This window comes from Streptomyces sp. NPDC001270, from assembly GCF_042896695.1.
Classification (GTDB): domain Bacteria; phylum Actinomycetota; class Actinomycetes; order Streptomycetales; family Streptomycetaceae; genus Streptomyces.
In genome coordinates this window covers 97,980-116,052 of record NZ_JBIAXM010000012.1, presented here as the reverse complement: position 1 = coordinate 116,052, position 18,073 = coordinate 97,980, and the positions used below count along the sequence as shown (strand labels likewise).

16 protein-coding genes are annotated in these 18,073 nt (G+C 68.4%); 9 read left to right on the top strand and 7 right to left on the bottom strand.

What is annotated here, in order from left to right:
• Positions 1-1,049: 1,049 nt before the first annotated feature.
• A complete protein-coding gene (gene dnaA, locus ACFY2B_RS21530) occupies positions 1,050-2,987 on the bottom strand; it encodes a chromosomal replication initiator protein DnaA (protein ID WP_390764688.1) in 1,938 nt (645 codons plus the stop codon).
• A gap of 374 nt (positions 2,988-3,361) precedes the next feature.
• On the opposite strand from dnaA, the gene rpmH reads away from it, so the two are divergent.
• The 9 genes from rpmH to ACFY2B_RS21485 all read left to right on the top strand — a co-directional run bounded on the left by rpmH (position 3,362) and on the right by ACFY2B_RS21485 (position 10,358).
• Complete coding sequence (rpmH, locus tag ACFY2B_RS21525) at positions 3,362-3,499, top strand: 50S ribosomal protein L34 (protein ID WP_003956500.1); 138 nt, start codon at positions 3,362-3,364, stop codon at positions 3,497-3,499.
• A gap of 21 nt (positions 3,500-3,520) precedes the next feature.
• Positions 3,521-3,892: a ribonuclease P protein component gene (gene rnpA, locus ACFY2B_RS21520; protein ID WP_390764687.1), complete on the top strand. Its 372-nt coding sequence runs from the start codon at positions 3,521-3,523 to the stop codon at positions 3,890-3,892.
• On the top strand, positions 3,889-4,254 hold the full coding sequence (yidD, locus tag ACFY2B_RS21515) for a membrane protein insertion efficiency factor YidD (RefSeq protein ID WP_390764686.1): 366 nt from the start codon (positions 3,889-3,891) through the stop codon (positions 4,252-4,254). The genes rnpA and yidD overlap by 4 nt, the downstream gene beginning before the upstream one ends.
• A 3-nt stretch (positions 4,255-4,257) precedes the next feature.
• Complete coding sequence (gene yidC / locus ACFY2B_RS21510; RefSeq protein WP_390764685.1) at positions 4,258-5,568, top strand: membrane protein insertase YidC; 1,311 nt, start codon at positions 4,258-4,260, stop codon at positions 5,566-5,568.
• A gap of 15 nt (positions 5,569-5,583) precedes the next feature.
• Positions 5,584-6,096, top strand: a complete 513-nt coding sequence (locus tag ACFY2B_RS21505; protein ID WP_390764684.1) for a protein jag — start codon at positions 5,584-5,586, stop codon at positions 6,094-6,096.
• A gap of 114 nt (positions 6,097-6,210) precedes the next feature.
• Positions 6,211-6,927 carry a 16S rRNA (guanine(527)-N(7))-methyltransferase RsmG gene (gene rsmG / locus ACFY2B_RS21500; RefSeq protein WP_376525395.1) on the top strand — a complete coding sequence of 239 codons (717 nt, stop codon included), beginning with the start codon at positions 6,211-6,213 and terminating at the stop codon, positions 6,925-6,927.
• Positions 6,928-7,255: 328 nt separating this feature from the next.
• Entirely contained in the window at positions 7,256-8,329 is a 1,074-nt protein-coding gene (locus tag ACFY2B_RS21495; RefSeq protein ID WP_390764800.1) for a ParA family protein, read from the top strand.
• Positions 8,326-9,423, top strand: a complete 1,098-nt coding sequence (locus tag ACFY2B_RS21490) for a ParB/RepB/Spo0J family partition protein (protein ID WP_390764683.1) — start codon at positions 8,326-8,328, stop codon at positions 9,421-9,423. Before ACFY2B_RS21495 ends, ACFY2B_RS21490 begins: the two co-directional genes overlap by 4 nt.
• Before the next feature lie 317 nt (positions 9,424-9,740).
• The gene (locus tag ACFY2B_RS21485; protein ID WP_390764682.1) at positions 9,741-10,358 is read left to right on the top strand and encodes a GNAT family N-acetyltransferase; all 618 of its coding nucleotides are present in this window, start codon (positions 9,741-9,743) and stop codon (positions 10,356-10,358) included.
• 119 nt (positions 10,359-10,477) lie between these two features.
• Here the strand turns inward: ACFY2B_RS21485 and trxA are convergent, their stop codons facing one another.
• The 6 genes from trxA to murJ form a co-directional block, all read right to left on the bottom strand.
• Positions 10,478-10,810, bottom strand: coding sequence for a thioredoxin (gene trxA / locus ACFY2B_RS21480; protein ID WP_376525389.1), 333 nt, complete (start codon positions 10,808-10,810; stop codon positions 10,478-10,480).
• A gap of 43 nt (positions 10,811-10,853) precedes the next feature.
• Positions 10,854-11,822, bottom strand: a complete 969-nt coding sequence (trxB, locus tag ACFY2B_RS21475; protein ID WP_390764681.1) for a thioredoxin-disulfide reductase — start codon at positions 11,820-11,822, stop codon at positions 10,854-10,856.
• Between the two features lie 169 nt (positions 11,823-11,991).
• Positions 11,992-12,408: a hypothetical protein gene (locus ACFY2B_RS21470; protein ID WP_390764680.1), complete on the bottom strand. Its 417-nt coding sequence runs from the start codon at positions 12,406-12,408 to the stop codon at positions 11,992-11,994.
• A 536-nt stretch (positions 12,409-12,944) separates the two neighbouring features.
• Positions 12,945-13,670: an RNA polymerase sigma factor SigM gene (sigM, locus tag ACFY2B_RS21465; protein WP_390764679.1), complete on the bottom strand. Its 726-nt coding sequence runs from the start codon at positions 13,668-13,670 to the stop codon at positions 12,945-12,947.
• A gap of 26 nt (positions 13,671-13,696) precedes the next feature.
• Positions 13,697-15,421: a protein kinase family protein gene (locus ACFY2B_RS21460; protein ID WP_390764678.1), complete on the bottom strand. Its 1,725-nt coding sequence runs from the start codon at positions 15,419-15,421 to the stop codon at positions 13,697-13,699.
• 119 nt (positions 15,422-15,540) lie between these two features.
• The coding region (gene murJ / locus ACFY2B_RS21455; RefSeq protein ID WP_390764677.1) for a murein biosynthesis integral membrane protein MurJ at positions 15,541-18,073 on the bottom strand (2,533 nt) is incomplete at its 5' end.

The following is an 18,073-nucleotide window of genomic DNA, read 5'->3' as shown; positions in this document are numbered from 1 at the left end:
CCGGGGAACCAGTCTGACGCACCGCAGTGACAGCAGGTGCCTGTCGGGGTCAAGTCGTGCCGGGAGGCAGTCGGGCACGAGACAGCGAGTTGTGCACAGGCCCCGCTTCGAAACGGATCCCGCTCTCTCTCTGCTTGGCGGTAGTAGTAGGGCCTGTGGAAACCGTGGATAACCACGTTTACCCTGCTCAGCGCGGATATTTTATCCACGGACCCTGTGGGTGGAGGCGGTGGACAACCGGGCCTGTCTGTGGAGAACAAGAAGTTCTGCACACCCCGCCCACAGCCTGAGGCCAGTTCTCCCCAGCTGTGTCCCCAGGTTTACCCACGTTTCCCACATGCCAGTCCGGCAGCTTGATGTGACGCCTTTCACTCGACACGGTGATCGGGTGCGTTGTGTTGCCGAACAGTGGACAGTCATGTGGAGAACGCGGCGTTCGCTGGGGACAACGGTCCTCATCCTGTGGGTTGCCGGTGGACAACTTTGTGCACAGCTTGTGGATCTCCGCTTCGTCCACAGCCTGTGGAGATCTGTCATCCACCGATCCACAACCGGATGACCTGCCGTGATGGTTTTTCGACAGGGTCGGCTGTGGACACGATCTGGACAACTCGGCAGTCCCCAGGGTGTGGACGACAGAAAGTCACCGAATCTGTGGAGGGCGGCCGTAACCCGGCGGGTAATCGAACACGGGGTGGCCGACGGACGTCGGGAATCTTCGGCCGCGCCGGCCCGGCCCGGCCCTCCGGGACTGCGGAGAGGGGCGGAGGAGGCGACGGAGGCGGTGGCGGGGAGGCGGCGGGTGGCTTCGAGCCCGGCGGTCCGCGGCGCTGGAGCGGGTGGCTCGCGCCCACGGGGCCCTGGCAGCACCCGGAATCCCCGGGGACACCGGGACGGGACGGAACGGCGCACGACGGCGGCCCAAGCCTCCGCACGACTCCTCTCTCCCCCCGTTATGTTTTCCGCCCCCCGGAAACCCCGGAATCACGAAGGGCGCCCCTGGGATCTCGGTGGATCCCAGGGGCGCCCCGTGCGTGCGGTGGTCGGCGTCAGCCGTTCTTGATGCGGTTGGTCAGCTCGGTGACCTGGTTGTAGATGGAGCGGCGCTCGGCCATCAGCGCGCGGATCTTGCGGTCGGCGTGCATGACCGTCGTGTGGTCGCGCCCGCCGAACTGCGCGCCGATCTTCGGCAGCGACAGATCGGTCAGCTCACGGCACAGATACATGGCGATCTGCCGGGCGGTCACCAGGGCGCGGCCGCGCGAGGTGCCGCACAGGTCCTCGACGGTGAGCCCGAAGTAGTCGGCGGTCGCGGCCATGATCGCCGTCGCGGTGATCTCGGGGGCCGAGTCCTCGCCGCCGGGGATCAGGTCCTTGAGGACGATCTCCGTCAGCCCCAGGTCCACCGGCTGCCGGTTGAGCGAGGCGAACGCGGTCACCCGGATCAGGGCGCCCTCCAGCTCGCGGATGTTGCGCGAGATCCGCGAGGCGATGAACTCCAGCACCTCGGGCGGCGCGTTGAGCTGCTCCTGCACCGCCTTCTTGCGCAGGATCGCGATACGCGTCTCCAGCTCGGGCGGCTGGACGTCGGTGATCAGGCCCCACTCGAAGCGGTTGCGCAGCCGGTCCTCCAGGGTGACCAGCTGCTTGGGCGGCCGGTCGCTGGAGAGCACGATCTGCTTGTTGGCGTTGTGCAGCGTGTTGAAGGTGTGGAAGAACTCCTCCTGCGTCGACTCCTTGTCCGCGAGGAACTGGATGTCGTCGACGAGGAGGATGTCCATCTCGCGGTAGCGCTTGCGGAAGCTGTCGCCCTTGCCGTCGCGGATGGAGTTGATGAACTCGTTGGTGAACTCCTCCGAGCTCACGTACCGCACGCGCGTGCCCGGGTAGAGGCTGCGCGCGTAGTGCCCGATGGCGTGCAGCAGGTGGGTCTTGCCGAGTCCGGACTCGCCGTAGATGAAGAGGGGGTTGTACGCCTTCGCGGGCGCCTCGGCGACGGCGACCGCGGCCGCGTGCGCGAAACGGTTGGAGGCGCCGATGACGAAGGTGTCGAAGAGGTACTTCGGGTTCAGCCGCGCCGTCGGCTCGCCCGGACCGGCCGCCGGAGCCGGCTGCGCGGTCAGTGGGCCGACGCCGGTCGTCGGCAGGTTCGGCGCCATCGGGCCGCCGCGGTGTGCCTGGCCGGAGCCGGACGGCGGCTCGGGCAGCTCACGCCGGGCCGGGCCGCGCTGGTCGTAGTCCGTATGCGACGCGTCGTAGGCGGAGCGCTGCTGCTCGTACGGGCGCTCCCGGCCCGGCGGGCGGTAGTCCTGCCCGGAGCCGTACGCGCGCTGTCCCGGGGGGTAGGCGTCCGGCGACGCGTAGGCGTCGCGTGACCCATAGGAGTCCTGCGACGGCGGCGACGCGTACGGATCGCGCTCCGGAAAGCCGAGTCGCGGCTGCTGCCAGCTGTATTCGTCCTGGCCGGGCTGCGGCCAGGCCCCGGGCTCGGGGCGCTGGTACTCGGACGGATAGGCCGGGCGGGGGGTGGGGATCTGGTCCGCGCCAGGGCCGGACTCGGCGCCCGGCAACGGGTCGGCGCGGTGCCGGCCGTACCCCTCGTACGGGCCGGAGGGCAGCGCGGGCTCCTCGTAGCGGGACGCGGGCGACGCCGGCCCGCCCTCGTCGTACGAGGGCGCGGGCTTGGGGACGGGCGGCACCGGGGGCTCGCCCGCGGACTCGTCGACGGTGATCGCGATGCGGATCGGGCGGCCGCACTCGCGGCTCAGGGTCTCGCTGACGATCGGTGCCAGCCGGCCCTCCAGCACGCCTTTGGCGAATTCGTTCGGTACGGCGAGCAGCGCGGTGTCCGCGACCAGGGCGAGCGGCTGGCAGCGCCTGATCCAGTGCTCGTCCTTCGCTTCCACACCCTGACCACGGCCTTCGCCGAGGAGCTGCTCCAGTACTCGCGGCCACACTGCGGCAAGATCGGCAGGTACGTCAGCCACAGGGCACGCTCTCTCACAGGTCCCACGAACGTGTGGTTGTGGGACGGGTCGGGATCTAAAACGGGTGGTGCGGGGGACAAGGGAACGAATCGGAGTCCAGTCACGGTAGTCAGCGCGGCGGCTACGGTTCAAGTTGTTGTCCCCAGCCTGTGGATAGTGTCTCTGCGCGACTCCGGGTTTGACCGGATGGCGTAGCCGCGCGTACCGTAACCAGGTCGAGTTGTCGATGGCTGCTGCCGCCTGCCTCCGATGGGCACAGGTCACGTCAGGTGATCGGTAAGCGGTGCACTCGGGCGTCACTGCGAGCTACTCGTGGGCGCACGGTGACAGCCAGGACGGCACCCGCCACCACCGATACCTTCTGGAGCCCCCGAGTGAGCAAGCGCACCTTCCAGCCGAACAACCGTCGTCGCGCGAAGACCCACGGCTTCCGGCTGCGTATGCGCACCCGTGCCGGCCGCGCGATTCTCGCGTCCCGCCGCAGCAAGGGTCGCGCCCGCCTGTCCGCCTGATCCCGATCAGGTCATGACGTCGTGCTGCCCACCGAGAATCGGCTGAGGCGGCGCGAGGACTTCGCGACCGCGGTACGACGGGGTCGTCGGGCCGGGCGCCCGCTCCTCGTCGTCCACCTTCGTAGCGGTGCCACGGACCCGCACGCGCCTGAGGAGAGTGCTCCCCCGACGCGTGCGGGTTTCGTCGTCAGCAAGGCCGTGGGCGGCGCCGTCGTCCGCAACAAAGTGAAGCGCCGACTGCGTCACCTGATGCGGGAACGAGTCGCCCTCTTTCCCCCCGGTAGCCTGGTAGTCGTACGAGCGCTGCCCGAAGCGGGTGACGCAGACCATGCACAGCTGGCCCGGGACCTGGATGCCGCCGTGGGGCGGCTGCTGGGAGGGGGCGCGCGATGAAGTATCCACTACTGGTTCTGATCAAGCTGTACCAGAAGACGATCAGTCCGCTGCTCGGACCGGTGTGCAAGTACTACCCGTCGTGTTCCCACTACGGCTACACGGCCATCGACCGACACGGTGCGATCAAGGGCACGGCACTCACCGCCTGGCGCATCCTCCGGTGCAATCCGTGGTCGCTCGGCGGTGTGGATCATGTACCGCCGCGCAAGCGTCCCAGGTGGCACGAAATGCTGCGCGGCGCTTGGCGCGCACGCAAGGGCGGGCCCTCCGCCGCCGAACCGGCCCCCGAGGAGAAGCTCCCTTCCGGGCTTCCTTCGAGCCCGGCCGCTGAGACCTCGTCCCATGCCCAAGGAGCATGATTAGTGGACTCGATTGCCAGCCTCTTCAGCTTCATCACGACACCCGTTTCCTGGGTCATCGTCCAGTTCCACACGGTGTACGGCGCCGTCTTCGGCCCTGACACCGGATGGGCCTGGGGCCTGTCCATCGTGTCCCTGGTGATCCTGATCCGCATCTGCCTGATCCCGCTCTTCGTGAAGCAGATCAAGGCGACCCGGGCCATGCAGACGCTCCAGCCCGAGATGAAGAAGATCCAGGAGCGTTACAAGAACGACAAGCAGCGTCAGTCCGAAGAGATGATGAAGCTGTACAAGGAGTCGGGCACCAACCCGCTCTCCTCGTGCCTTCCCATCCTGGCGCAGTCCCCGTTCTTCTTCGCCCTGTACCACGTGCTCAACGGCATCGCGTCGGGCAAGACCATCGGCGTGATCAACGACCAGCTGCTCGCCAGCGCCCAGAAGGCGCACATCATCGGCGCCCCGCTGGCCGCGAAGTTCACCGATGGCTCGGGCAAGGTCGCCGCCCTCGGTGCCTCGCTGACCGATGTCCGGGTCGTCACCGCGATCATGATCGTCCTGATGTCGGCGTCGCAGTTCTACACGCAGCGCCAGCTGATGACGAAGAACGTCGACACCACGGTGAAGACGCCGTTCATGCAGCAGCAGAAGATGCTGATGTACGTCTTCCCGGTCATGTTCGCCGTCTTCGGCATCAACTTCCCGGTCGGTGTCCTCGTCTACTGGCTGACCACCAACGTGTGGACCATGGGCCAGCAGATGTACGTCATCCGCAACAACCCCACCCCGGGTTCCAAGGCCCAGGCCGCCTATCTGGAGCGTCTGACCAAGCACGTCACGCACCACGGCAAGGTCGGCCGACGCAGCGAGAAGGCCATCATCAAGGCGATCGTGAGCAAGGGCCGGGACCGCAATGAGTTCGAGCGCAAGTTCATCAACGGCCTGAGCAAGGCGGGTCTCGCCGCACAGGCCGACGGCACGGTCCTCAAGAGCGACAGCCAGACCGTCACCGTGGCCGAGGACGGCACGACGACGACCACCACCGCTGCCGCTCCCAAGCGCCAGCAGCCCAAGCGCCAGAGCAAGGCCCAGCGCCAGTCCGGCGGCCCGAAGCAGGCCGACGCCGGCGCCCATCCAGAGGCCGACGCCGACGCCGATGCCGATGCCCCGTCCACGTCGCTGGGGAAGTCCGAACAGCCGCAGGACGCCGAGCCCGCAGCCAAGCAGGCGGCGAAGCCGAGTGCCGGCACCCGAAGCAAGGCCCAGTCCGGTCAGCGCAAGAATCCGCAGCGGCCCAAGTCCCCGTCCAAGAAGTAAGAAGGAGCCCATCCCGTGACGGAAGGCACCACCTCCGCCGCTGCCGAGGGTGCAGACACCCTGACCCGCCTGGAGCAGGAGGGTGAGATCGCGGCGGACTACCTTGAGGGTCTGCTCGACATCGCCGACCTCGACGGCGACATCGACATGGATGTCGAAGCGGACCGCGCCTCCGTGTCGATCATCAGCGACACGGGCGGCCGCGATCTGCAGAAGCTGGTCGGCCGTGACGGCGAGGTGCTGGAAGCCCTTCAGGAGCTGACTCGCCTGGCCGTGCACAGGGAGACCGGGGACCGCAGCCGGCTGATGCTGGACATCGCGGGCTACCGTGCCCAGAAGCGCGGCGAACTCTCCGAGCTGGGTGCGAAGGCCGCTGCTGAGGTCAAAAGCTCCGGTGAGCCCGTCAAGCTGAAGCCGATGACCCCGTTCGAGCGCAAGGTCGTGCATGACGCGGTCAAGGCCGCGGGGCTGCGCAGCGAGTCCGAGGGCGAGGAGCCGCAGCGGTTCGTCGTCGTGCTGCCCGCCTGATCGGCCCCCTGGTTCTACCGGCCCCGTCTGTTGTCCAGGCGGGGCCGAACTTTGTCAGCCTGGTTGTTCTGTGGTCGGCGTACGACGTCGACGCTGTACGGAAGGACGGTCCCCGTGACGGAGGCAGCGGATCTCCCCCCTGCGCCCGAACAGGCGCGGGAAGTGTTTGGCGAGCGTTTCGCCGATGCGGTCCGCTACGCGGAGCTGCTGGCCGAGGCCGGTGTGCAGCGTGGGCTGATCGGCCCGCGCGAGGTGCCCCGCTTGTGGGGTCGGCACCTGCTCAACTGCGCGGTGCTCTCCGAGGTGGTTCCGGAGGGGGTGACGGTGTGCGACGTCGGCTCGGGCGCCGGCCTGCCGGGGATCCCTCTCGCACTCGTCCGTGAGGACCTGAAGATCACGCTGCTGGAGCCGCTGCTCCGGCGCACGAACTTCCTGACCGAAGTCGTCGAGATGCTGGGCCTGGACCATGTGACGGTCGTCCGTGGGCGGGCCGAGGAAGTCATGGGGAAGGTACCGCCGGTCCATGTGGTGACGGCCCGGGCGGTGGCGCCTCTGGACCGGCTCGCCGGATGGGGGATCCCCCTGCTGCGGCCGTATGGCGAGATGCTCGCGCTGAAGGGCGACACCGCCGAGGAGGAGCTGAAGGCCGCGGGGGCGGCACTGAGCAAGCTCGGAGCGGTGTCGACCTCTGTTCTGCATGTGGGCGAGGGGGTCGTAGACCCGCTGTCGACCGTCGTACGGGTCGAGGTCGGGGAGAGCCCTGGCGGTGTGCGCTTTGCGGCCAAGCGGGCGAAGGCGGCCCGTACCGGGCGCACGCGCAGACGTCGCTGAGACGGTCGGGCGGATGAGCGCTGCTGATCCGTCCTGACGACGCCACTTACTCCACACAAGCCTCCAAACCTACGCAACCCGGAGTGTCGCGGAGATACCGTCGCAGCCGCTGTGCATCGTGTTTCACGTGAAACGTCGCTCACTGCTGCACGGCATCATCAGTCGCGGCCGGGCCGCGGCCGAACCTCGCGACCGCAAGCCCCTCGGTTCTCTCGGGGAGACAGCGCCTTCAGATGGCAATCCGTCCCTCTCCAGAGGCACGGAGTTGTCCACAGAGGTGGAATTCTCCACAGAACACCAGGGCTCACTGGTTCACGACCCCGAAGGCATGGGAGGCTCTGTTCATTGCGAGCCTGAAGTCGAGGAGAGTGAATCCTTGCGGTCCGACGCCAACATCGCGGGACCGATGACCGATCCGGTCCCCGGTCCCCGCACCGAGTCGATGGGGGCGGATGTTTCACGTGAAACACCGCCTCCGATGGACGACACTCCCATCGGTCGTGCTGCCCAATTGGCGGTGGAGGCTCTGGGCCGCGCCGGCGAAGGTCTGCCGCGCCCCGAGCGGACCCGAGTTGTCGTGGTCGCCAACCAGAAGGGTGGCGTGGGCAAGACGACGACGACGGTCAATCTTGCCGCTTCGCTCGCTCTGCATGGCGGTCGTGTCCTGGTGGTCGACCTCGACCCGCAGGGCAACGCCTCCACCGCGTTGGGGATCGACCATCACGCCGAAGTGCCTTCCATCTACGACGTGTTGGTCGAAAGCAAGCCTCTTGCGGAGGTCGTCCAGCCGGTCCCCGATGTCGAGGGTCTCTTCTGCGCCCCCGCCACCATCGACCTCGCCGGTGCGGAGATCGAGTTGGTGTCGCTGGTGGCCCGCGAGAGTCGGCTGCAGCGGGCCATCCAGGCGTACGAACAGCCATTGGACTACATCCTCATCGACTGCCCGCCGTCGCTCGGCCTGTTGACCGTCAACGCCTTGGTGGCGGGGGCCGAGGTCCTCATCCCCATCCAGTGCGAGTACTACGCGCTGGAGGGTCTGGGTCAGCTGTTGCGTAACGTCGATCTGGTGCGGGGCCACCTCAATCCCACCCTGCATGTGTCGACCATCCTGCTCACCATGTACGACGGCCGGACGCGTCTTGCTTCTCAGGTCGCGGAAGAGGTGCGCAGTCACTTCGGTGACGAGGTGCTGAGGACGAGCATTCCACGCTCGGTCCGTATCTCCGAGGCGCCGAGCTATGGCCAGACGGTACTGACCTACGATCCGGGATCGAGTGGTGCCCTGTCCTATCTTGAGGCGGCACGAGAAATCGCGTTGAAGGGGGTCGGTGTCAACTACGACCCGACTCAGGCCCATATTGGGGCGCAGAGCAATCCGAGCATGGTGGAGGGGATCCAGTGAGCGAGCGACGGAGGGGGTTGGGCCGAGGTCTGGGCGCGCTGATTCCTGCTGCCCCGACGGAGAAGAACCCGGCATCGGCCGCGATCGGGGGAGCGACATCCCCGTCCCCCGCGGCCCCGGTGCTGACGGCCGACCGTGGGGTTGCCGCGGCCAAGGTGGCCACGCTGCCGCCTGTTGTACAGGAGACCGAGGAACCGTCGGTGTTCGGCGTCGCAGAGGCGCCCGCACCGCCGATGGGCGCTCACTTCGCCGAGATCCCCCTCGACTCCATCACACCGAACCCGCGCCAGCCGCGTGAGGTCTTCGACGAGGACGCGCTGCAAGAGCTTGTTACCTCCATCAAGGAGGTCGGCCTCCTCCAGCCCGTCGTCGTACGGCAGTTGGGTCCCGGCCGCTACGAACTCATCATGGGCGAGCGGCGCTGGCGAGCCTGCCGTGAGGCCGGCCTCGAAGCGATCCCCGCGATCGTCCGGGCGACGGACGACGAGAAGCTCCTCCTGGACGCGCTGCTGGAGAACCTGCACCGGGCCCAGCTGAATCCGCTGGAGGAGGCCGCCGCCTACGACCAGCTGCTCAAGGACTTCAACTGCACCCACGATCAGCTGGCGGACCGCATCGGGCGATCCCGTCCGCAGGTGTCCAACACCCTGCGTCTGCTGAAGCTGTCGCCGTCCGTCCAGCGCAGGGTCGCCGCCGGGGTGCTGTCCGCCGGTCACGCCCGGGCGCTGCTCTCGGTGGAGGACTCCGAGGAGCAGGACCGGCTGGCTCACCGGATCGTGGCCGAGGGACTTTCGGTGCGTGCGGTCGAGGAGATCGTGACCCTGATGGGTTCGCGTCCCCAGGCCACTCAGCGCTCCAAGGGACCCCGCGCCGGAACCCGGGTCTCCCCAGCGCTGAACGATCTCGCCACTCGGCTCTCGGACCGCTTCGAGACACGGGTGAAGGTCGACCTCGGCCAGAAGAAGGGCAAGATCACCGTGGAGTTCGCCTCCATGGAAGACCTTGAGAGGATCCTCGGGACGCTCGCCCCGGGTGAGGGACCGGTCTTCCCGCAGGACCTCCAGGAAGTGGACTCGGAGGTCCTGGAGGACTGAGCGTGCGCCGACCCTGCCCTGTCGGGTGACGGAGCGGATCGTGTCCGGTGTGTACTGGAACGCGGTCCGCTCTTTGCTTTCTGGCGGTATCGATGCAAACGCATCGTGGATACGATGCGTTCGGGTATGGCGCTTTCACCTGGCAGCACCCCTCCCTGGGAGGCGGGGGTCATGCGAACGGTGGGCCGGACCAGACTGGCGAGCGCGGGCCTGGGACTGGGCGCGCTCGGCGGCTTCGTGGGCAGCCTGCTCAGGGAACGGGGCGCTTTGACAGCAGCTCGCGACGTCGCGGGCGAAGGAAGCGAGGAACAGCCTTCATGGGGCGCCGGCTCGTACCGCTCACGCTGGACAACCTTCAGGATGTTCCCAAGCGCTGTCGCTCGTGTGTCTTCTGGGAACTCGACCCGGTCAGTGGCCAGGCCGCGGTGAATGCGGGCACGGCCGCGGTGGAGAAGGAAGGCTGGCTCTCCGCCGTCCTGCTCGACTGGGGATCCTGCGGCCGGGTGGTCTATGTCGACGAGGCACCGGTCGGCTTCGTGCTCTACGCACCCCCGGCCTACGTACCCCGCGCGATGGCGTTTCCGACGAGTCCCGTCTCCCCGGACGCCGTGCAGTTGATGACCGGGTTCATCATGCCGGGTTATCAGGGGCAGGGGCTGGGCCGTGTGATGGTGCAGACCGTCGCCAAGGACCTGCTGCGGAGGGGCTTCAAGGCGATCGAGGCATTCGGGAATGCCCGCTGGAAAGAGCCCGCCTGTGTCCTGCCGGCCGATCATCTGCTGGCAGTGGGCTTCAAGACGGTACGGCCCCACCCCGCCTATCCACGCCTGCGTCTGGAGCTGCGTACAACGCTCTCCTGGAAGGAAGACGTGGAGATGGCGATCGACCGGCTCCTGGGCGCCGTGCAGAAGGAACCGGCGCTGCGACCGCTCTAGAGGGCGTCGATCTAGAGCGGGCGTCGGTCTCAAGCGAATGGGCCAACCCCGGCGGGTTGGCCCATTCGTGTTTCACGTGAAACATGGCGTCGGCTCGACCACGGCGCCGTTCAGCCGGCTCACTCGGCGATGAACTCCTCAAGGTCGCGTTCGATCGCGGCCTTGGGCTTGGCGCCGACGATGGTCTTCGCGACCTCGCCGCTCTGGTAGACGTTCAGGGTCGGAATCGACATGACACCGTACTTGGCGGCCGTACCCGGGTTCTCGTCGATGTTGAGCTTGACGACCTCGATCTTGTCGCCGTGCTCGGCGGCGATCGCCTCCAGAGACGGTGCGATCTGGCGGCACGGACCGCACCAGGCGGCCCAGAAGTCCACCAGGACGGGCTTGTCGCTCTTGAGGACGTCCTCTTCGAAGGAGGCGTCGGTCACGTTCTTCAGGCTGCCGGCCACGGCGAGCTCCTTTAACTTGATCGTGCGGTGGGGCGGAAGGGGGTCAGACGGAGGTCTTCTCGGGTTCGGCCTTCTCCGCGTCCGCGAGGGCGGAGAGGAACCGCTCGGCGTCGAGAGCGGCCGAGCAGCCGGTGCCGGCAGCGGTGACTGCCTGTCGGTACGTGTGGTCGACCACGTCACCGGCGCCGAAGACACCGGTCAGGTTGGTATGAGTGGACGGGGAGTCGACCTTGAGGTAACCCTCTCCGTCCAGGTCCAGCTGGCCCTTGAACAACTCGGTCCGCGGGTCGTGACCGATCGCGATGAACAGACCCGTCACCGGGAGGTCGGACAGCTCACCCGTCTTGACGTTGCGCAGCTTCAGACCGGAGAGCTTCTGATCGCCCTGGATCTCGGCGACCTCGCTGTCCCAGACGAACTTGATCTTCGGGTCGGCGAAAGCACGCTCCTGCATCGCCTTGGAGGCGCGCAGGCTGTTCCGGCGGTGGACAATCGTCACCGACCTGGCGAACCGCGAGAGGAAGGTGGCCTCCTCCATCGCGGTGTCACCGCCGCCGATCACGGCGATGTCCTGGTCCTTGAAGAAGAACCCGTCACAGGTGGCACACCAGGAGACACCACGACCGGAGAGAGCGTCCTCGTTCGGCAGGCCGAGCTTGCGGTGCTGCGAGCCGGTGGTGACGATCACGGCCTTGGCCTGGTGGACGGTACCGGCGGTGTCCGTGACGGTCTTGATCTCACCTGTGAGGTCGACGGAGACGATGTCGTCCGGCACCAGCTCGGCGCCGAAGCGCTCGGCCTGGGCCCGCATGTTGTCCATGAGGTCGGGACCCATGATGCCGTCGCGGAAGCCCGGGAAGTTCTCCACATCGGTGGTGTTCATCAGTGCGCCCCCCGCTGTGACGGCCCCCTCGAACACCAGGGGCTTCAGCGAGGCGCGCGCAGTGTAAAGCGCCGCCGTGTAACCGGCGGGCCCGGAGCCGATGATGATCACGTTACGGACGTCGCTCACGGCTTCATTCCTCGTCTCTGGTCTCTGTCATTCGACCGGTGGGAGCCCCTGTCAGAACTCTCACCCCACCCAACGGATCCTACGGGGCCCGCATTCCCGGTGTGTCCGGGCACACGGGGCTTCCTCACGCGCGGGTTTGCCGTTGCGGACCGAGACGAACCGCAGACCTTCAGGAACGGGTGAAGGACTGCTTCCACAGGACTGTGCCCGGCGATACGGGCTCCCGGCCGATGCAGGCCGCGTCGATGACGTAGGCAGTGACCCGGGCGCTGTCGCCGGCGTCGGGCAGCACGACGAGATAGGCGTCCTTCCCGTCGTAGATCCCCTTTTTGGCGGCGAGGATGTCGCCGCTGCCGTTGATGCCTCCACGGACACAGTCCGGGACCGGGGCGGAGGTCTGGAGCAGAGTGCCCGCACTCTTGACGGCGTTCGGTGTCTGGGGAACCGCTTCGGTGCTGATCCGTGGTTCCTGGGTGTCGGGACCGGGCTGCACTTGGTGTGCGGCGAGAAGGCCGGCCACCTGGTTCTCCAGATTGCCCCCGGAGAAGGTGTCGGCTGCCGTGGTCTGCTCTGCGTACGGCGTCACGGGGGCCTTGTCGGTGCCGAACGACCGGAGAAAAAGGGATCCGGCTCCCAGGACGGCAGCGGTGAGGACGGCTCCCATGACGACGGTCCTGCGGCGTCCACGGCGGCGATCCTTCCGGCCCGGACCGGTCGCGCCATGGGGACGACCGACGGGACGGTCCGTGGGAGCCGATGTTTCACGTGAAACATGCGTCCCGGCGTTCTCACCGGATGGACCGACGTCCTCACCGCATGAACCGGGGGACACGCTGACAGACACCGTGACCGGTGCGGATCCAGCGGGCGGCGTGGCATCGAGCAGTGCTTCCGCGGCGAGCACGGCGTCGATCCGGCCGGCCACATCGGCAGGCATCTGCGGGCCGGGTAGCGTGCCCAGGAGGCCCCGGATCTCCTCCAAAGAGCGGAGGACGTCGGCGCAGAGATCGCACGCGTCGATATGACGCCGCACATCCGTGATCCGCGACGGTGGGAGCAGACCTTCGGTGAAGTCGGAGATCTCGGTGACGTCCGGGTGCCCGGTCGTATCTGTCCTCGAATTCACGCTCGCCCACCTCCGCCCTTCACTACGGCTGAATCACTGGACCCCGTGTGCTCGGGGTCTCTGTCCCCGGCATCCGCTGTCGGTGGGACGGACGTCCCCTCCGAGTGGTTCCGTGCCGGATCCGGGCGGGTGCCCTCACCGGTTTTTTGCGGCCGTAGATGGGAGACCAGCGGGAGAAGCCTGGCTCTGCCACGAGCGCAGCGACTCTTCACGGTCCCGACGGGCACATCGAGGATGCGGGCGGCCTCGGCGACCGGGTAGCCCTGCATGTCCACCAGGACGAGGGCGGCACGCTGGTCGTACGGAAGCGTCGCCAGGGCTTCCAGCAGCTGCCGGTGCAGATCGTTCCGCTCAGCCGGCGCCGAGGCCGATTCATGCGGCTCCAGCAACTGCTCCAGCCGCTCGGTGTCGTCGACCGGCGCGGTCCTCCGGGACGCCACCTTGCGGGCACGGTCCAGACAGGCGTTCACCGTGATCCGGTGCAGCCAGGTCGTGACGGCCGAATGCCCACGGAAGGTATGCGCAGCCCGGTAGGCGGAGACAAGGGCGTCCTGGACGGCGTCAGCGGCCTCCTCGCGGTCCCCCAGCGTCCGGAGGGCGACCGCCCACAGTCGATCCCGGTGCCGGCGCACCAGCTCACCGAAGGCATCGGGATCACCTCCGACGTGCCGGGTGAGCAGATCCTGATCGCTCACCCCGTCGAACCCGGTGTCGTCCGCCATCTGACCCCCTCCCGCTCCGGTGAGCGTCAGCCCGTGAACTTCACCTCGGTGATGGCCTGCTTGTACCCGGCATCGCTGTACTCGGCGGGGTCAGGACCCGAGTACGGCACCGCGGTGAGCCAGACCAGGAGGTACTGGCTCTTCGCCGGCTTGGTGAGCTTCACCGTGGCGTCGGTGCCACTCGTACTGGCGCTGCCAATCTTGTCCATCGCTTCGAGCGACGACGGCGTCAGGGAGTCGGACGCATACAGCTCGACGGTGGTGTGATCGCCGGCGTAGCGCAATCCGATGGACGCCGCGGAGATCTCCTTCGCCGAACCAAGGTCGTAGACGATGCCCACACCCGGCTTGTACGGGGCGATGGGCGGACCCTCTTTGAAGGTCTTGGTCCGCCAGTTCGTCGAGGTGTCCCCGTCGTATGTCTTGCCGACATCCCCGGGGTGCTGGGCATCGCCCTCGGCGACGAACTCCTGGGCACCCTGGATCTTGAGCGCCGTGCCGGGCCTGGTATCGCCCTTGCCCTTCTCGCCGCCGTCCGACGTCTGGGTGTTGTTGCTGTCGCCGGACTGGTTGCCGCGGTCCATCAGTGCGTCCGCGAGCTGCCAGCTGCCCAGTCCCAGGGCGGCGATCAGAAGTGCGGAGACCGTCCACTTGAGAACCTTGCCGGTACGGCTCTGCAACGGGGGCGGCGGGGACTGGATGGGCTGGGTGGCGCCGGGGCGCGGCGCCGGGCGGCCGTAGGTGCCCTGCTGGTAGGTCGTGCGCTGGTACTCGGGCGGTGCCGTGAACGCCGGCTCCGGCGGACGGATGCGGGGCATCTCGCCGATCGCCTTCACCAGCTCCTCCGGCGTGGTGCACGGCGCCTCGTGCCGGGAGGCCGTGGCACCGTCGTTGACGAGCGCACGCATGGCCAGCTCGGACAGCCCACGGTGGACGCCCGCCCGCACCTGGTCCGGGGCGATCAGACCGATGTGCTTGGGCAGGCCGGGCAGCCCGTAGGCGTCGTTCTCGTACGGCCAGCGCTGGGTGAGCGCGGCGTACAGGAGGGCGCCGATGGACTCGGTGTCCGTGCGCTGCGGGGTGTCGGAGTTGATGCCGCGCAGGGCGGCATTCACGGCGAGGCCCCGGATACGCCACTGGCCGGTGGAGGCGCGCAGCACGGCGTTCGGGTTGAGACGGAGATGCGCCAGACCTTCGCGGTGGGCCGCCGCCATGGCGCCGGCGACCTGGCTGACCATCTGGTAGGCGTCGTGCGGCTCCAGTGGTCCGGCGGACAGCAGCGCTGTCAGCTCGGTGGCGTCCGGCAGCCACTCGTGCACGACGTAGACGAGATCGTTCTCCTCCACGGCATCCAGGACCTGGACGAAGCGAGGATCGCCGAGCAGTGCCGAGGACCGGGCGGCGGCCAGCACATTACGGGCCCGCGCGTGGTCCGCCGGCAGGATGTGCACGCCGACGGCCCGCCGGAGTTTCTCGTCGACCGCACGCCAGCTGCTGAATCCGTCCAGACGGGTGACACATTCTTCCAGTCGGTAGCGTCTGGCGAGCTTGTGACCGCTGTGCAGCTCGGGAGGTGAGGTGTCCTTCCCGGGACCCTCGGCCCCGGCGTTTCCCTGTGCCTCGTCGTTGTCCGTGTCCCGCTCCGGGTTCTGGGCCACCCCGTCGGCCGTGGACTGGTCCGCCTTGGCGGTCAGCGGCTTGTCACCGCTGTTGTCTGCCACGTCGACGGCAGCCGTGCTCCGTTCCGCCACCGTCGTTCCCTGCCTCCCCATCCGTTGCACGCTGTCCGACGCCGAAACCAATTGTGCCCACAGTCTGCCGCTATGCACGACACACGGGGGCGGACGATGGTTGTGCGCCTACCCCTGCCTCAGCGTCCCAGACGCCCACGCACCATCCCCATGAGGGAGTTGATCTCCTCGATCCGCATACGGCGAGCCGCGACGAAGAAGACACCGAGCAGCAGGGCACCACCGGCCACGAGCGCGAGGAACGAGCTGATGACGCCCTGACCCAGGGAGTGGCCGATGCCGTAGCAGGCGGCGCCGCTGAGCGCCGCGGCCGGTACGGAGGCGATGCACAGCCGCGCGTACGTCCGCAGGACGCGGGCACCGTCCAGGTCGCCGCCGAGCCGCTTGCGCAGCCGCTTCCAGGCGACGCCCACGCCGATCGCGTACGCGAGGCCGTACGCGGCGGCCATGCCGGCCACGGCCCAGCGGGCGGGGAGCAGGAAGTAACAGGCGGCCGAGGCGCCCGCGTTGACGGCGGCCACGATGACCGTGTTGTAGAAGGGGGTGCGGGTGTCCTCGTAGGCGTAGAAGGCGCGCAGGACGACGTACTGCACGGAGTAGGGGATCAGGCCGAGGCCGAAGGCCATCAGCATGTAACCCATGTTGGTGGCCTCGCTGGTGCCTGAGGAGCCGAAGATCAGCGTGCACATCGGGATGCCGAGGGCCACGAAGCCGAACGCCACGGGCACGATCGCCACGGCCGTCGTCCGCAGTCCCTGGGAGATGTCGTCGCGGACGGCGCCGGTGTCGTTCTCCGCGGCCGAGCGCGAGATGCGCGGCAGCAGGGCCGCCATCAGCGAGACGGTGATGATGGCCTGCGGCAGACCCCAGATCAGCTGGGCGTTCGCATAGGCGGCGAAGCCGGTGCCGTCCACGGGTGAATGTTTGCCGGCTGAGGTGGAGAGTTGGGAGACGACGAGTGCGCCCGCCTGGTTGGCGAGGACGAACAGGAAGGTCCACTTGGCGAGCGTGGCCGCTTTGCCGAGACCGTGGCCCTTCCAGTCGAACCGCAGCCGCAGCCGGAATCCGGTCTCCCGCAGGTACGGGATCATCGCGAGGGACTGGACGACGAGTCCGAGCAGCACGCCGATACCGAGCAGGCGCTGGCCCTCCTGCGGGATGTTCGTGACCTTCATCCCGGAGTGCGCCGCGGTGCCGTAGACCCAGATGAACATGCCGAGCGTCACGATGATGACGATGTTGTTCAGGACCGGGGTCCACATCATCGCGCCGAACTTGCCCCGGGCATTGAGGATCTGACCCATCACCACATGGACGCCCATGAAGAAGATCGAGGGCAGGAAGTAGCGGACGAAGGTGATGCCGACCTCGTTTGCCCCCGGATCGCTCGCCACCGAGTCCGACAGCAGGCGAATGAGGAGCGGAGCGCCGGCGATGGCGAGCACCGTGAGCGCGCCGAGCGCCACCATTACCAGGGTCAGCAGCCGGTTGGCGTAGGCTTCGCCGCCGTCCTCGTCCTCCTTCATGGCGCGCACGAGCTGCGGCACGAACACGGAGTTGAGGCCACCGCCGACGGTCAGGATGTAGATCATCGTCGGCAACTGGTAGGCGACCTGGAAGGTGTCGCCGAGCAGACCGACACCCAGCGCCGACACGATGAGCGCGGAGCGGATGAAACCGGTCAGGCGGGAGACCATGGTGCCGGCCGCCATCACGGCACTCGACTTCAGCAGACCGGCCGCGCGCCCGCCCTTCTTCGCGGCGGGAGCGGCGGCGGAGGAAGCGGACGCCGAGGCCGTGGCGGCATCGGTCGGGGCGGGTCCGGGGACGCCACCCGCCGGTGCGGTCGGGCCGGCCGTGGAGGGGGCCGCCTGGTACTGCGCCTGCCCGTACGGTCCTTGCTCGTACTGGGCCTGCTGATACGGAGCCTGCGGATACTGCCCCGCCGGGTACTGGGCCGCGGGGGGCCGGCCCCCCTGGTACTGCGGCCCCGGGTGCGGCGCGGCTTGATACTGCCCTGGGTACTCCCCTGCCGGGTTCGGAGTAGCGGGTTGCGGCGACGCCTGGTACGGCCCTGCGGGTCCCTGCCCACCGCCCGGGCCGGAGTCGGCCGGCAACGTCATGGGCGGCTGTCCGGTGCCCTGTTGCTGGTCCCGGAAGAGATGAGCGAAGGCGTCCGGCTCGTGGCGTTCCTCGCCGGAGTGCGTGACAAGGTCGTCCACGCCGACGAACTGGGTCGTCCGAGGGTCCTCACCGAAGGGCATGTGCTGGGTCGGTCCGGCCGGTTCGGGCGCCGGGGTCTGGGCCCACACCCGGGGGTCGGGGGCGTAGGGCGACTGGGGCGGCTGGCCGTACAGCGGCTGTTGCGGATACGTCCCCGGGGGCGGCGGGGGGTGTGCTGCCCGGTCGTAGAGCGCCTCACCGACCGGATCCTGGGCGGTGAGGTCCTGGGCCCGGTAGGGGTCCTGGTCGTAGGCGTCCTGGAGGTACATGTCCGCCGCGTGCTGCGGCGGCACCTGGCCGGGGGGGGGGGGGGGGGGGGGGGGGGGGGGGGGGGGGGGGGCGGCCCCGCCCCCCCCCCCCCCCCCCGGGGGGGGGGGGGCGGCGGCGGGGGCCGCCCCCCCCCCCCCCCCGCGCCCCCCCCCCCCCCCG

What these genes read in the sequence shown, in the direction of transcription:
- ACFY2B_RS21495 (WP_390764800.1), top strand. Translation starts at nt 7,256, where the DNA reads ATGGGAGGCTCTGTTCATTGCGAGCCTGAAGTCGAGGAGAGTGAATCC.
- yidD (WP_390764686.1), top strand. Translation starts at nt 3,889, where the DNA reads ATGAAGTATCCACTACTGGTTCTGATCAAGCTGTACCAGAAGACGATC.
- sigM (WP_390764679.1), bottom strand. Translation starts at nt 13,670, where the DNA reads ATGGCGGACGACACCGGGTTCGACGGGGTGAGCGATCAGGATCTGCTC.
- ACFY2B_RS21485 (WP_390764682.1), top strand. Translation starts at nt 9,741, where the DNA reads ATGGGGCGCCGGCTCGTACCGCTCACGCTGGACAACCTTCAGGATGTT.